12 protein-coding genes are annotated in these 15,614 nt (G+C 67.6%); 10 read left to right on the top strand and 2 right to left on the bottom strand.

The window, feature by feature from the left end; genetic code table 11:
* Positions 1 to 8 precede the first annotated feature (8 nt).
* The 10 genes from ACTOWK_RS08475 (at position 9) to ACTOWK_RS08430 (ending at position 13,096) form a co-directional block, all read left to right on the top strand.
* Positions 9 to 662: a hypothetical protein gene (locus ACTOWK_RS08475; protein WP_441329734.1), complete on the top strand. Its 654-nt coding sequence runs from the start codon at positions 9 to 11 to the stop codon at positions 660 to 662.
* A gap of 66 nt (positions 663 to 728) precedes the next feature.
* Positions 729 to 1,052 (top strand): LysM domain-containing protein, encoded by a 324-nt coding sequence (locus ACTOWK_RS08470; protein ID WP_441329733.1) that lies wholly within the window; start codon positions 729 to 731, stop codon positions 1,050 to 1,052.
* Positions 1,053 to 1,055: 3 nt separating this feature from the next.
* Positions 1,056 to 2,183 (top strand): hypothetical protein, encoded by a 1,128-nt coding sequence (locus ACTOWK_RS08465; protein ID WP_441329732.1) that lies wholly within the window; start codon positions 1,056 to 1,058, stop codon positions 2,181 to 2,183.
* The gene (locus ACTOWK_RS08460) at positions 2,180 to 2,722 is read left to right on the top strand and encodes a phage baseplate assembly protein V (RefSeq protein WP_441329731.1); all 543 of its coding nucleotides are present in this window, start codon (positions 2,180 to 2,182) and stop codon (positions 2,720 to 2,722) included. Before ACTOWK_RS08465 ends, ACTOWK_RS08460 begins: the two co-directional genes overlap by 4 nt.
* A gap of 10 nt (positions 2,723 to 2,732) precedes the next feature.
* Entirely contained in the window at positions 2,733 to 3,092 is a 360-nt protein-coding gene (locus tag ACTOWK_RS08455) for a hypothetical protein (RefSeq protein ID WP_441329730.1), read from the top strand.
* Between the two features lie 27 nt (positions 3,093 to 3,119).
* Entirely contained in the window at positions 3,120 to 3,476 is a 357-nt protein-coding gene (locus ACTOWK_RS08450) for a GPW/gp25 family protein (protein ID WP_441329729.1), read from the top strand.
* Between the two features lie 19 nt (positions 3,477 to 3,495).
* A complete protein-coding gene (locus ACTOWK_RS08445; protein ID WP_441329728.1) occupies positions 3,496 to 6,006 on the top strand; it encodes a putative baseplate assembly protein in 2,511 nt (836 codons plus the stop codon).
* Positions 6,003 to 9,212, top strand: coding sequence for a putative baseplate assembly protein (locus tag ACTOWK_RS08440; protein ID WP_441329727.1), 3,210 nt, complete (start codon positions 6,003 to 6,005; stop codon positions 9,210 to 9,212). Before ACTOWK_RS08445 ends, ACTOWK_RS08440 begins: the two co-directional genes overlap by 4 nt.
* 8 nt (positions 9,213 to 9,220) lie before the next feature.
* A complete protein-coding gene (locus ACTOWK_RS08435) occupies positions 9,221 to 11,473 on the top strand; it encodes a hypothetical protein (RefSeq protein ID WP_441329726.1) in 2,253 nt (750 codons plus the stop codon).
* 18 nt (positions 11,474 to 11,491) lie between these two features.
* Positions 11,492 to 13,096, top strand: coding sequence for a DUF6519 domain-containing protein (locus tag ACTOWK_RS08430; protein WP_441329725.1), 1,605 nt, complete (start codon positions 11,492 to 11,494; stop codon positions 13,094 to 13,096).
* Positions 13,097 to 13,394: 298 nt separating this feature from the next.
* Here the strand turns inward: ACTOWK_RS08430 and ACTOWK_RS08425 are convergent, their stop codons facing one another.
* Both ACTOWK_RS08425 and cobA read right to left on the bottom strand, forming a co-directional pair.
* The gene (locus ACTOWK_RS08425; protein WP_441329724.1) at positions 13,395 to 14,546 is read right to left on the bottom strand and encodes an XVIPCD domain-containing protein; all 1,152 of its coding nucleotides are present in this window, start codon (positions 14,544 to 14,546) and stop codon (positions 13,395 to 13,397) included.
* Positions 14,547 to 14,796: 250 nt separating this feature from the next.
* Positions 14,797 to 15,549, bottom strand: coding sequence for a uroporphyrinogen-III C-methyltransferase (gene cobA / locus ACTOWK_RS08420; protein ID WP_441329755.1), 753 nt, complete (start codon positions 15,547 to 15,549; stop codon positions 14,797 to 14,799).
* Positions 15,550 to 15,614 lie beyond the last annotated feature (65 nt).

The following is a 15,614-nucleotide window of genomic DNA, read 5'->3' as shown; positions in this document are numbered from 1 at the left end:
TATCGAGCATGAGCGGATACCCACGATCACCGAAACTGCTGCGCGGCGGCCTGGTCCTGCTCGACCCGATCACCGGCAACGTGCTGCGCATCATCGGACTGCAGTACAACCCCGACAGCATGACCCGCAGCCTGCAGATCAAGGGGGTCGGCGGCGAATCCGGCGACCGTTCGGAAGCGCTGCGATTGAAAGGACCGCCGGCGGAGACGATCAAGCTGGAAGCCGAGATCGACGCCAGCGATGCGCTCGAAGCCGGACAGGTGTCGTCGACGCTGAACGGCCTGCATCCGCAGATCGCCGCGATCGAAGCCCTGGTTCATCCGAGCAGCGGCGATCTGTTCACCGCCAATGCGATCGCGGCGACGGGTTCGCTGGAAATCGCACCGGCGCTGGCGCCGCTGTCGGTATTCGTGTTCGGGCCCAACCGGATCGCGCCGGTGCGCATCACCGAGTTGAGCATCACCGAGGAAGCCTTCGATGTGTCGCTGAATCCGATCAGGGCCAAGCTCAGTATCGGCCTGCGCGTGCTCAGCATCGACGACATCGGGTTCGACAGCAAAGGCGGCGGCTTGTTCATGAGCTACCTGCTGAGCAAGGAGCGCCTGGCAGCGCAAGCCATCGGCGCGGATTTCCGCGCCCTCGGCATTCCAGGCGTGTTCTGACCACGAGCGAGAGATCGACTGGGACGAGGCGGATCTCGATCCCGCCGCACCACGCAGGAGACGACGATGGCGAACTACGACTTTCCACCCGGCAGCCGCTACCACGCGGTGCCGGTGGCCATGCGGGTCGGTGAGGACGGCACGGTCGTGCCGTATCTGCAGCGGCGATTCCTGCCGCCGCAGGACGGCTTCGTCACCTTGCACGAACACACGGTGGTCGAAGGCGAACGTCCCGACCTCGTCGCCGCACGCGAACTCGGCGACTCCGAGGCGTTCTGGCGCCTGTGCGATGCCAACGGCGTGATGCATCCCGACGAACTCACCGACACGATCGGCGAGCGCGTGCGCGTGACCTTGCCCGACGGCGTGCCGCCGCCGGCGCGGGAATAGGCCGTGGTCCAGGGCATCCACCTGACGCTGATGATCGGGCCGGCAGTGCCGGTGCCGGCGCCGCGCGTGGTCGTGGATGCCCTGCAGAGCGTCGAGGTCACCAGCGGCAAGGACAAGAGCGGGTTCCAGCTCAGCTTCGGCGTCGGCAAGGACTCACCGCTGTTGACCACTCTGCTCCCGGCCGGCTACTTCGATCCGATCACCACCCGCGTGGTGGTCATGGTGACGCTGGGCGGGTTCCCGCACGTGTTGATGGACGGCCTGGTGACGCGGCAGGAACTCGCGCCGAGCAGCGACCCGGGCCAGTCGGTACTGACCATCACCGGCGACGACCTGAGCACGGCGATGGATCTGATCGAACTGGCCCTGCCCTATCCCAACATGTCCTCGACCGTGCAGGCCTACCAGATCCTGGCCCGATACGCAGGGCTCGGCATCGTGCCGATCGTGATCCCGCCGTTCATTCCCGAACAGCCCATCATGACCAAGAAGATCGAAGCCCAGAACGGCACCGACCTGGAGCACCTCAAGAAGATCGCCGACGACAGCGGATTCGTCTTCTATGTCGAGCCGGGCCCACTGCCCGGGCAAAGCATCGCCTACCTCGGGCCGAACATCCGCATCCCGGTGCCGCAACCGGCGTTGAGCATCAACATGGATGCGCACACCAACGTCGAGACGATGAGTTTCCAGCTCGACGGACTGGCCAAGGAGACGTTGCTGGTCAACGTCCACGATCCCATCACCGGGCGCTTGCCGCTGGTGATTCCGATCCCGTCGGTGAACATTTTCCAGCCGCCGCTCGGCGCGCGGCCGACCCCGCCACTGAAAATGGTGATGTCGCACGACACCGGCGGCGACTCGACCGAATTCACGATCAAGAAAATGCTCGGCCGCATGCTCAAGGGCGCGGCCAACGCGATCACGGTCAGCGGTTCGCTCGATGTGCTGCGCTATGGCCATGTGCTGCGCTCGAAGCTGATGGTCGGCGTGCGCGGCGCCGGACTGGCCTACGACGGCCTCTATTACGTCGACAGCGTGACCCACAAGATCAAGCGCGGCGAATTCAAGCAGAACTTCCAGCTCAGCCGCGACGGATTGATTTCCCTGACCCCGAGGGTGCCGACATGAGCGACGGATCCAGCGGCGTGCGACTGTATCCGGGCCTGTACCGCGGCACGGTCGCGATCAACACCGATCCCGAATTCCGCGGCCGGCTGCTGCTGACCGCGGTCGACGTGGCCGGCTTCGTGCCGACCACCTGGGCCGAGCCCTGCACGCCTTTGTCCGGCCCGCCCGGCCCGGGCATGGGCGTGTATGCGGTGCCGCCGGTCGGCGCCGGCGTGTGGCTGATGTTCGAGCACGGCGACGTCAACAAGCCGGTGTGGCTGGGCTGCCGCTTCGACACCAGCGCCGATCCGCCGGCCATGGCCAAGCTCGGCAATCCGGCCGATCCCAACATCGTCATCCAGTCCTTGCTGCAGAACATGCTGATGGTCAGCGACATGCCGCCCACGCCGATCACCGGCGGGATCGTGCTCAAGAGCACCACCGGAGCGATGTTGGTGGTCAACGACAGCGGCATCTACATCGACAACGGCAAGGGCGCCTCGATCTATCTGGTCGGGCCGACGATCACCTTCAACAAAGTCGCCATGGCGATCACCTGAGGACACGGCCATGCCCGGATACCTGTTGCACGCCAACGCCGTCATGACCTGCCAGCACGCGGTCGGCCAGGCCAAGATCGCGCCGGTGCAAACGCGCGTACTGGTGATGGGCCAACCGGTGGCGACGATCCCGCCCGGTGCGCCGACCATCGTCGTCGCCGGCTGTCCCTTCACCCTGCCCAACGGTAAACCGCAGCCTTGCGTCAGCGTGCGCTGGTCGATGCCGAGCGCGCGCGTAACCGTCATGGGCCTGCCGGCAATGCTGACGCCGGCGCCCGGGCCGGCGCCGGGCATCTGCCAGAGCGTCGAACAGATCCCGCAGGGCGCGCCCATCGTCGGCGCCATGCAGGCCCGCGTGTTCGCGATGTAGCCGCCCAGGCGCAGCCGGAGAATCGCCATGCATCTCGACTTCCCTTTCCATGTCGACGGCCGCGGCCGCAGCGCCGCCACCGACCATGCCGGCCACGTGCGCGACATGATCGAGCAACTGGTGTTCACCCAGGCCGGCGAGCGGGTCAACCGGCCGGACTTCGGCAGCGGGCTGTTGCAACTGGTGTTCGCCGGCAACAGTCCCGAGTTGGCCGCGACCGTGCAGTTCACCTTGCAGGCGGCGCTGCAACGCTGGCTGCAGGACGTGATCGAAGTGCGCGCATTGCAGGTCAGTGCACAAGACGCCGCGTTGACCGTCGAGCTGACCTACCTGCTGCTGCGCACCCGCGAAGAGCAAAGCGCGCGCTTCACCCGCGCGATCTGACCGAGGCAGGGATTCCATCATGACGCTTTCATGCTGCAACGATCCGCGCCGCCAGGATGTCCGCGCTTTCCGCGGACGGGTCGGCCTGGACTTCGTCGAAGTCTCCGCCGACCAGCTCGAACTGCAGGTCTATTTTCTCGGCAAGCTGCCACCCGAGCTCCGCGAGGACGGTCCCGGACTGCTCCGCCATCTGCGTGTCGAAGGCGGCACCCGCATCGGCGGGATCGGCATCGTCGACGTCGACCCGCACCTCAGCGACGAACCCGACGTCGACGATTGGTTGACGGTACGCCTGGACCGACGCGGCGACCATTCGCGCTACCGCCTGCGCCTGCTCGACATCGACCGGCTGGACCCGATGTACGCCAGCGCCGAATTCTCGTTCAAGGCCGGCTGTCCGTCCGACCTGGATTGCGCGACGGTACCGGCGTGCCTGGAGGAGCCTGCGAGCGAGCCTGCGCTGTCGTACCTGGCCAAGGACTACGCCAGCTTCCGTCGCCTGATCCAGGACCGGCTCGCCTTGGTTTCGCCCGACTGGAACCCGGAGCACGTGCCCGATCTCGGCGTCACCCTGATCGAGCTGCTGGCCTATGCCGGCGATTACCTGAGTTACTACCAGGACGCGGTCGCGACCGAGGCCTATCTCGACACCGCGCGCCAACGCATCTCGGTGCGTCGGCACGCGCGCTTGGTCGACTATCGTCTGCACGAAGGCTGCAACGCCCGCGCCTGGGTCGCCGTCGAGACCTCGCAGGATCTCGATCTGGCGGTCGCCGACATCACCTTCCTCAGCGGCATCGCCGCCGATGCGCCGGTGCCGCCGCTGCTCGGCGACGAGGCCATGCGCACGCTCGCATCCGACGGTTACCACCGCTACGACAGCTTCCTGCCGCTGACCGGCGACGGCGACGACCTGATCGCCCTGCGCAGCGCGCACAACCATATCGCCTTCTACGATTGGGGCCGCGACGACTGTTGCCTGCCGCGCGGCGCGACGGCGGCGGTGTTGCGCGACGCATGGGCAGAGCCGGAAGGCGAGACGCGCGCCCTCGAGCTGAAGAGCGGCGACGTCGTCTTGTTGAAGGAACTGCTGGGACCGCGCAGCGGACTCGAAGCCGATGCCGATCCCTCCCACGTCTGGCCGGTACGACTGACCCGGGTCGAGCCGATCGAGGACACTCTGTATCCCTCGGGTCCCAATGACCCGCGGCCGATACCGCTGCTACGGGTGGAATGGCAGGTCGACGACGCGCTGCCGTTCGCGCTGTGCCTGAGCGCGCTCGGCCCGGCACCGGGTTGCGCACGCCTGCGTGAGGTGTCGATGGCGCTCGGCAACGTAGTCTTGGCCGATCACGGCCGCCACGCCGGCCCGATCGATCTGGGTACGGTGCCCGACGCACATGGCGAAGCCGAATGCGAGTGCGAGGGCCAGCCGTCCGAGCTCGTGCAACGGCCCGGCCGTTTCCATTGGCGCCTGCCCGATGCGCCGCTGACCCATCGCACGCGGGTGCCGGCCGCCACCCGCGCCGCATCCGCGAGCCTCGACCAAGACCCGCGCGAAGCGCTGGCCTCGTTGCGCCTGGACGACGACGGCGGCGGCCCATGGATACCGGTGTTCGATCTGCTCGGCAGCGGCGACGAGGACCGCCATATGGTCGTGGAGATCGACAACCAGGGCCTTGCCCATCTGCGCTTCGGCGACGACGACCTCGGCAAACGCCCCGAACCCGGCCAACGCTTCGCCGCCCGCTACCGGCTCGGTAACGGCAGCGCCGGCAATGTCGGTGCGCACGGCATTAATCGCGCGCATCTGCATGGCGAATGGAGCGGCCTGCAGCTGCGCGTCGACAATCCGCTGCCGGCGCGCGGCGGCATCGACCCGGAACCGCTCGCGCAGGCGCGCTTGCTGGCGCCCGGCGCGTTTCGCAAGCAACGCCTGCGCGCGATCACCGCCGACGACTACGCACGCCTGGCCGAACACGATCCGCGCGTGCAGCGCGCGGCCGGCGAACTGGTCTGGACCGGCAGTTGGTACGAAGCCGATGTGGCCCTGGACCCATACGGCCGGGTGCCAGCCGATGCCGAGTTGATCGGCGACGTCCACACGGCCTTGCATCGCGTGCGGCGCATGGGTCATGACCTGCACGTGGAAACGGCGGTGTACGTTCCGATCGAGCTGGCCCTGGAAGTCTGCGCCCTGCCCGGCTACGAGCGCGGCGCGATCAAGGCCGCCCTGCTCGAACGCTTCGGTGCCGGCCGTCGCCGCGACGGCCGAACGGGGTATTTCCATCCCGATCGCTTGAGCTTCGGCTACAGCCTGCGGGCCAGCGCCCTGGTCGCCGAGGCGATGGCGGTGACCGGTGTGGAATGCGCCCGCGTGATCCGTCTGCAACGCCTGTTCGCGGCCGCCAACCGCGAACTCGAGGACGGCATCCTGCGCTTGGGCGCGCACGAGATCGCGCGCCTCGACAACGACCCCAACTATCCCGAGCACGGCAAGCTCTCGATCTTCGTCGGAGGTGGCCGATGAGCGCTCACGACTGCGGCTGCGGCAGCGCCCACTGCGGTTGCTGCGAAGGCGTTGCGACATCGACGCCGGTGGCGTTGGACAACCGTCGCGGATTGCCGGCGCTGAGCTACCGGGTCGGCACCCACGGCCGGTTCCTCGCCAGCATGAAGGCGCGACTGCCGAGCATGGAGGTCGAAGTCCCCGGCGACGGCCACCAGGCCGCGCGCAGCTTGCGGCCTTTGCAGCCGCTGACCACGCGCGACCCCGCCGACCCCGCGATCGCCCTGCTCGACGGCTGGGCCACCGTGTCGGACGTGCTGAGCTTTTATCAAGAGCGCATCGCCAACGAGGGGTATCTGCGCACCGCCGGCGAACGCCGCTCGTTGGTCGAACTGGCCCGTCTGGTCGGCTACGCGCCGCGCCCGGGCGTCTCGTCCGGCGTGTTCCTGTCCTACACCGTCGACGACAACCAGGCCGAGCCCGTCGAACTGCCGGTCGGCACGCGCGCGCAAAGCATTCCCGGCCCCGGCGAATTGCCGCAATCGTTCGAGACCGACGAGGCGTTGCAGGCGCGGCGCGAGTGGAACGACCTGCAGATCCGCCGTGAACGGCCGCAACGCATCGAACTGGTCAACGTGCTCGCCCTCCTTGGCATTCACGCGGTCGGCGTCGATACCGGGGTCCTGCCCGGCGACCTGTTGCTGTTCCAGTTCGGCGCTTCGGCTACCGCCGTACACGTCGCGCGTCGCGTGATCGCGGTCGAGCCCGACTTCGCCGGGCAACGCACCGCGCTGCGCCTGCAACCCTTGCCGCCGTTGGAGCCGCAGGCGCAAGCACTGTTGCAGATCCTGCAGAACAAGCTGGCCTTCATCCAGGACAAGCGTGCGATCGAGAATTGCGAGCAACTGTTGAATGCGCTATTACTGAGTGCGCCGCGGCCGACCTTGTCAAAATGGGCCGACTGGCTCAAGTCGGGTGTCGATGACGCCGATGCGATACTGGCCATCGCCGTTTTTGGCGACGCAGTGTCCGAACTCAAACCACCGAGCACGGGCGCGCCGAGCGGCGGTCCGGACGGCGCGGTCAAGCAACTGCTACGACCGCCGGAGCTGCAGGCCGCCAACACGCTGCGTCTGTCACGCGAACTCGACGAAACCTTTCGCGTGTACGCCGACGTGCAGCCACAGCTGATCACTGAGTTCGCGCCCAGACTCAAGGACAGTTACTACGACGCGTGGCGCGGCTCCAGTCCGGAACAGGCGACTCCCTCGCTCACGGCCGTATACGTGCTCGGCGCCGGCGAGACCCTGTTCGGCGCCGGATCGTCCAAGCCCATGCCCGGCACCACCGGCAACAACACGATCCCGCCGGTGGAATCGTGGGCAGATTGGCTCTACGAGGACGACGAAAGCGACAGCAACGCCTTTCTCGGCAAGGCCGATCCTCTGCTCGCCGCAGGCGATCGGATCCTCGTCACCCGTCCTGCGTTGGACGAGCACAAGCTGCCGCGCTACCAAGTGCTGACCATCGCCACGGTACGCACCGGCCCGCGCAGTGCCTACGCCCTGTCCAGCGAAACCACGGCGGTCGAATTCGTTTTCGAGCCCCCTGAAACCGGCTGGCGGGATGTGGCCCACGAAAAGGGGAATTACCCGATCGACGAACTGCGCAAGACCTGGCTGCACCCGCAGCGCCGAAAGCTCGAGATGGCGCAGGAACCGATCGTCGGCGACGTTTCCGGAAAAGAACTGGAACTCGGCCCGCTGCACGAACAGTTGAAGTCCGGCCGTTGGGTGGTGGTGGAAGGCGAACGCAGCGATATCCCCGGGGTGCGCGGCGTGCACGAGAGTGAGCTGTTGATGGTCGCCGGCCTTGTGCATGGCAGCGACGACACTTTGCCCGGCGACCGTCCGCATACCACCCTGCGCCTCGCCACCAAAATGGCCTACACCTATTACCGCGACGGCCTGCGCATCCACGCCAACGTGGTCCCGGCCAGCCACGGCGAGAGCCGCAAGGAGGTGCTAGGCAGCAGCGATGCGCGCCGGCCGCTGCAACGCTTCGCCCTGCGCCAACCGCCGCTGACCTGGCGCCCGGCGCCGACCGCCGCGGGCGCGACCAGCACCCTCAAGGTGCTGGTCAACGAGGTGGAGTGGCAGGAAACCGACAGCCTGGCCGGGCTGGCTCCCGATGCTCGCGCCTACGTCACCGTGACCGGCGACGACGGCGTGACCTCGGTGGTGTTCGGCGACGGCGTCAACGGCCTGCGCCCGCCGAGCGGCTTCGAGAACCTGCGCGCCGAATACCGCACCGGCATCGGCAAGGCCGGCAACGTGCGCGACGGGCAGGTCTCGCTGCTGATCAGCCGCCCGCTCGGGATCAAGGACGTGATCAATCCGCTGCGCGCTTCCGGCGGTGCCGACCGCGAAAGCATCGGCCTGATCCGCGAGAACGCGCCGCGTTCGTTGATGGCGCTGGACCGGCTGGTGTCGCTGTCGGACTACGCCGACTTCACCCGCATGTTCGCCGGCATCGCCAAGGCCGTCGCGCGCCGGGTCAGCGACGGCGTGCGCGAAGTGGTGCACATCACCGTCGCCGGGGTCGACGACATGCCGCTGGATCCGAATTCCGACCTCCATCGCAACCTCATGCAGGCTCTGCGCGAACTCGGCGACCCCGCCTTGTCGGTGCAGGTGGCCATGCGCGAACGCATCGCCCTGGTGTTGCAGGCGCGGCTGCGTCTGCTGCCGGGCCATCGCTGGGAACCGGTCGCCATCGCGGTGCGCGAGCGCCTGCTCGAACGCTTCGGCTTCGACCAGCGGGCCCTGGCCCAGCCGGCCCTGCTGTGCGAGATCGTCGCGGCGATGCAGTCGGTGCGCGGCGTCGACTGGGTCGACGTCGACAGCTTCGGCGGCATTCCCGAGACCGTGTTCGATCCAAACGCCGAATTAGACGAGCAGGAGCAACCGATCCCAGGCCGTCGATTGGTGCGGCAGGACGAGATCACCACGATCGTGCGGAAAATCATCTACGGCGAGATCGGCTCCGGTCTCGTCAACGGCAACAACGGCAGCGACGGCAGCGACGGCGCCCCCGTGCCGATCCAGCCGCCCGCCCGCGTCGAGGCCGGCCCCGCCGAGCCCGAGGGCGACACGATCCGTCCCGCACGCCTGGCCTGCTTCGTGCCCGGCGTGCCCGACACCCTGATCCTCAACCCGGTCCCGTGAGCGACGACATGGACATCCCTTCGCTGCACATCGAACCGCGCATCGACCGCCTGTATCGGCTGCTGCCGACGATCCACCGCATCCGCGACATCGAGCAGGGCCAGCCGCTGCAAGCCCTGCTGCGGGTGATCGCCGAGCAGATGAACCTGGTCGAAGACGATATCGCGCGCCTCTACGACAATTGGTTCATCGAGACCGCCGACGACTGGGTGGTGCCCTACCTCGCCGATCTGATCGGCTATCGCCCGGTGGATGCGGCCGGCGCGCCGGTGCAGCGCCGCGACGAAGCCGGACGCGCACTCGAACGCGCGCTGGTGCCACGACGCGAGGTCGCCCAGTCGATCCAGCACCGTCGCCGCAAAGGCACCGTCGCCCTGCTCGAAGACCTGGCTCGCGACGTCGCCGGTTGGCCGGCGCGCGCGGTCGAGTTCTTCCAGCGCCTGGACCGGGCACAGAACCTCGATCACCTGCACCTGCATCGGCTCGGCACCGCCTCGTTGCGCGACATGGCCGCGCTGGACCTGCACGGCGGGCCGTTCGACCCGCTCGCCCACAGCGTCGACGTGCGCCGGATCGCCTCGCCGCGTCTTCCGGGGCGCTACAACATCCCCAGCGTCGGCGTGTTCGCCTGGCGCATGCGCAGCTATCCGGTCACGCGCACGCCGGCCTACTGCGTCGAGCAGGCCGGCCCGCATTGCTTCACCTTCAGCGTGCTCGGGCAGGACGCACCGCTGTACCGCAAGCCGCGGCCGGAGCCGGACCGGCACCACCTCGCCGAAGAAGCGAATCTGCCGATGCCGCTGCGCCGGCGCGCGCTCGAGCAACACCTGGACGACGAATACGGCATCGGCAAGAGCCTGGCGGTGTGGGCCGAACGCTGGGCCGGCCATGACGCCAGCCAACCGCTGCCGGTCAACGCAGTCGTGGTCGCCGACCTCAGCGGCTGGCGCTATCGCGTGCCGCGCGGCAAGGTCGCGATCGATCCGGTGCTCGGCCGGCTGATGTTCCCGCCGAACCAGATTCCGAAGAAAGGCGTACGGGTCAGCTATCACTACGGTTTCGCCGCCGACCTCGGCGGCGGCGAGTACCGGCGGACGATGCGCCGCCCGGCGCAGGACTACCGCCTGTACCGGGTGGGCGAGTCCGCTGCGCACGACGCATCGGCCGACGGCCCCGCACCGCTGCCGCGTATCGCCGACGCCCTGCGCCTGTGGCATGAGCAATCGCCGCAGCACGCGGTGATCGAACTGATCCACAGCGGCGTCTGGGTCGAACAGTTGCACATCCAGTTGCAACCGGGGCAGTCCCTGACCTTGCGCGCGGCCAACGGCGTGCGCCCGGTGATCCGCCTGATCGACTGGCAGACCGACCTGGCCGATGCGCTGACCGTGGAGATGGACGTCGGCAGCCGCTTCGCCCTCGACGGCCTCCTGCTGACCGGACGGCCGTTGCACGTGTCCGCACCGCGCGAACCAGAGACCTGTGCCAAGCAGGCGGCGCAACAGCCCGATTGCGCCGCCGAGTTGTCGATCCGCCACTGCACCCTGGTGCCCGGTTGGGGCATCGGTTGCGGCTGCGAACCCGACCGCCCGGCCGAGCCCAGCCTGGAGTTGTACAACCTGCGCGCCAAGGTGCGGATCGAACGCAGCATCGTCGGCTCGATCCAGATCCAGCAGGACGAGGTCGGCAGCGATCCGCTACCGCTGACGATCCAAGACAGCATCGTCGACGCCGCCGGCCCGCGCCAGGAAGCCATCGGCGCGGCGACCTCGGCGGTCGCGCATGCGCGCCTGAGGCTGCTTCGCTGCACCGTGTTCGGCACGGTCGAGGCGCATGCCCTGGAGCTGGCCGAGAACTGCCTGTTCAACGATTGCCTCAATGTCGCCCGCCGCCAGATCGGCTGCGTGCGTTTCAGCTACGTGCCCTGCCACTGCCGCACACCGCGACGCTACCGTTGCCAACCCGACGGCGTCATCGCCGCGGTGCGCGAACGCAGGCTGCCGGCGCCGCTGGAGCAACGCGAGATCGCCACCGAGCGCGTGCGAGTGCGGCCGCGCTACCGCTCGCGCCGCTACGGCCGGCCCGGTTATGCGCGGCTGCTCGACCATTGCGCGGCGGAGATCCTGCGCGGCGCCGACGACGAATCGCAGATGGGCGTCTACCACCACCTCTACGAGCCGCAACGCGAGGCCAATCTGCGCGCGCGGCTGGACCAGTACACCCCGGCCGGCATGACCGTCGGACTTCTCTTCGCCGATTGATCTGGAAGGAAAGCAGCTATGAAAGGCGACTTCTCTCGGGCGAGCTTCGATCCTCGCCATCATTTCAGCCAGGTACTGCTGCAACAGGGCCGGGTCACCCTGGATGCCGACCCCAACGAACAGGGCGCGATCGTGCTGCACCTGCTGCGTACACTCGCCCGCGACGTGTTCGGCCCCTATGCCGCGCCGGCCGGAACGCCCGGATTCGGGCTCAGCCTGGAGCAACACGACGGCAAGCGCTCGCTGCGGATCGGCGCCGGCCGTTATTACGTCGACGGCGTGCTGTGCGAATGCGACGGCAGCGATTATCTGTCGCAGCCGCATTTCGCCCCCGCCGCGGCCGGCCAGCAGGCCGGTTCCGGCGATCCGTTGCGGCTGTGGCTGGAATCGTCCTCCAGCCAGGACGACCGTCGTTTCTGGGTCTATCTGGACGTGTGGGAGCGCCACCTCACCTCGGTGGAAATGCCGCAACTGCGCGAGGTCGCACTCGGCGGGCCCGACACCTGCAGCCGGCGCCAGGTGATCTGGCAGGTGCGCGCGCTGGAACTGGAGACGATCCACGATCGGCTCGAACAGCGCATCGAAGACCTCAACCAACGTGCCGAGCAGACCCAGGACGAAGCCGAGCGCGCGCGCCTGAAACAAGAAGTCGAACGCCTGCAGCAGGGCCTGGACCAACTGAGCGAAGACTACCGTTCGGCCTGCCCTGCGCCGTTGCTGTTGTTCGACCGGCAACGGCCGAGACTGGCGGCGCAATTGCAAGAGCTGCCACGCCTCGACGACCCCTGCGTCACCGATCCCGACTCGGCGTATCGCGGCGCCGAAAACCATCTGTACCGGGTCGAGATCCATCGCGGCAACGACAACGGCAACCTCGGCGCGACCTTCAAATGGTCGCGCGACAACGGCAGCGTGCTGACGCGCTGGATCGGCGGCGGCGACGACAAACTGGAAGTCGCCAATGCGCGCGACTTCCGCGAGCGCCAATGGGTCGAGATCACCGACGAACAGGACGACCTGCTCGGCCGTCCCGGCCAGCTGAGCCAGATCAGCGGCGTGGAAGGCAACGTGCTGACCCTGACCCAGGCCCAAGGCCGCAGCCCCAATGCGACGACCAAGGTACGACGCTGGGATCATGTCGGTGCAGGCGATATCGTGCTCGCCGACGGTGCGGTGCCGGTGGACAAACCCGGCGGCGGCAAGCCCGGCGAGCCCGGTCAGCCGTACTGGATCGCGCTCGAAGACGGCATCCAGATCCGTTTCGCGGCCGACGGCGAGTATCGCAGTGGCGACTACTGGCTGATTCCGGCCCGCGTCGCCACCGGCAACGTCGAATGGCCGCGCAACGGCGGCGTCGCCGAGCTGCGGCCGCCGCTGGGTGTCGAGCACCGCTATGCGCCGCTCGGTTTCGTCGGCCTCAACGTCGACGGCATGGAAGAAATCGACACCTGCACCTGCGTGGTCTATCCCGACCGCAGCTGCGGCATACAAGAACGCTTCGACGGCGCAGTGTCCGGCGACAGCGCGATCGGTACGGCCAAGGCGGTCAAGCCCGCGCCGCAGAACACCTCCGTCGCGGTCAAGAAAACCGCAACGAGCAAACGCAAACGGGCGGAAAAATAGCTCGGCCGGAACACACGGACGCCTGCCGCTTGACCGTGAGGGCCACCGGCGTGCACGCCGGCGTGCGCTGCGCGGACCGAACCGCCGCCGCGGCTCGATCCGCGGCTCGATCCGCGCATCCGACAGCGCCCGGATTCGGTACCCTTAGGACTGGTGCCCTTAGGACCGGTGCCCTTAGGACCGGTGCCCTTAGGACCGGTGCCCTTAGGACCGGTGCCCTTAGGACCGGTGCCCTTAGGACCGGTGCCCTTAGGACCGGTGCCCTTAGGACCGGTGCCCTTAGGACATGGCGCGCGCCTCAGATGAAGCGCGTATGCGGCTGGATCGCCACCTGCAGCGGAGTCTGCTGACGATTCAGCGTTTCATGCTGGTTGATGCTCTGGATCAACTGCTGACCCAAGACACCGCTCGGCAAGGCGCCCTCGACCTTGGCGTACTTCGCGCTGGGATCGCCGAGTTTGCCCTCGACCAGGAAATGGCCCTTGCCGCCGTCCTTCTCCGCAACGATGTGATCGACTTTCGACAGCCCGCGTTTCTGCGCGATGTCGGCCAGCTCGGCGACCTGGCGATTCTGCAGCGCGTCGCGCACCGTTCCGATGCCATGCAACTTGAGCAGATGCTTGCTCCCATCCATCGCTGCGAACATGGAACGCGCCATGTCCAGGTCCGGGTCGTCGCCGGGCTCGTGACCGCGCAGACCGCTGTGCTGCTGAGGCTTGAACTCGAACTTCGGCCCCTGCAGCTCCGTTCCCTGCCTGGGCGGCACCAGCGAGACCGCGCCGGTGCTTTGCAGGCTCTGCAAGGGCTCGCCCCCGACGACCAGGTTGGTCACCGATGGGCCGCCCTTGCCGTTGTGAAAAGTCTCGGGGTTGAAACCGTAGGCCTTGAGCGTGCCCTGGCTTGGCCAGGCCGGGTTCGCGGTGACGCAATCGACGCCGATCGCGTGTGAGACCAGCAGCGCCTGGCCGCCGCCCTTGGAATGACCCGTCACCCCGACCAGGCTCGGACCGAGTGCGGCGCTGACTTCCTTGCCGAGCGTCATCGATTCCTCGTGCTGCGCGCTCTTCATGCCGAGGGCCTGGCGGAAATTCGCCGACCAATCACCGAGTCGGGCGGTACCGCGATAATCCAGCACGAACCCCTCGGACTCGGAGGCGGAGCCGGGTTTGCGGTACAAGGTCGCATGCATGCCGCTGGGGCTGCTGTGGAATTTGCCCGGGTCCAGATTGAGCTTCTTCAGCATGTCGTCGTCGACGCGCTGCCAATCGCCGGTCTTGCCGGTGCTCTTGGGCTGGTAGCCGTCTTCCATGATCGCCGCGGCACTGACCGGATCGAGCTTGGGACGCTGCGGCTGCACGGGCTCGGGCGTGGGCCGCGGTTGACCTTGGAAGCGGCCAAACAGGCCCGACAGAAATCCGGAAGAGGAGCCGCTCGGATCGGACGTCGGCATGGAAAATCTCCTGAGAAATACACAGTTGTCCTGGATGCGCACGCCGTAAACCATGACATCAGCGCATGCTCGACGCCGTCGAGCACTTGCAGCATGTACGAAGAAAAACGCGAAGCGCAAGTTCGATTTCAGCGGCAGGCGCGAAGATTTGCGCCAGTCGATACATTCTGTTTCGGTACGGATCGGGCTCGATTAGCGACCGCGATCTCAACGGAAGACGCGAAGATTTGCGCCGGTCGACACAATTTTTTCAGGCCAGACCGACTCGACCCGCAAGGGTGTTCGTAGCGTCAGCGCGCGCTTCGGCCAGCGCCGCACCGACCAGGATCACACCCGGCCGGCCACCGCCCGTACCCATGCCGATGCCCGCGGCGTCGCCGGCCAATCGTTCCAGTGTCGTCGACAAGCGCGTTTCGCCGGCCTGGCTCGCGCCCTGCACGATCGCCGCCGGGGTATGTGCCGGCAGATGCCGCAGCAAGCCCTGCGCGACCGTCGCGATGCGGCTCATGCCCATGTAGATCGCCAGGGTGGTGCCGGTGGCCGCGAGTGCGCCCCAATCCGGTTCGCCGTGATCGTGGGTGTGGGCGGTGACGAAGGTGATGCCGTGGCAATGATCGCGATGGGTCAGCGACACGCCCAGGCTCGCCGCGGCGGCGAAACCGGCGCTGATGCCGTTGACGATGCGCACTTCGATGCCGGCACGGCGCAGGAAATCGATCTCCTCGCCGGCGCGGCCGAACAACAGCGCGTCTCCGCCCTTCACCCGCACCACCCGCTGCCCCTGCAGCGTATAACGCCGCATCAACCGGCAGATGAAAGCCTGCGGGGTCGAGCGGCAACCTCCGCGCTTGCCGACCCGAATCACTCGCGCCAGCGGCGCCAGTTCGACGATGCGCGGGTCGACCAGTTCGTCGAGCAGCACGACGTCGGCAGCGGCGAGAGCTTTCGCCGCCTTGATCGTCAGCAGCTCCAGGTCGCCGGGGCCGGCCGACAGCAACACCACTTCGCAGGGCGCGCGCCGGAGAGGGTCGGAAACGATGCGATCCATGATGACTCCGTCTTGATGGC

This window comes from Lysobacter sp. CA196, from assembly GCF_052078695.1.
Lineage (GTDB): Bacteria > Pseudomonadota > Gammaproteobacteria > Xanthomonadales > Xanthomonadaceae > Lysobacter.
This window is presented reverse-complemented; position numbering and strand designations above follow the sequence as displayed.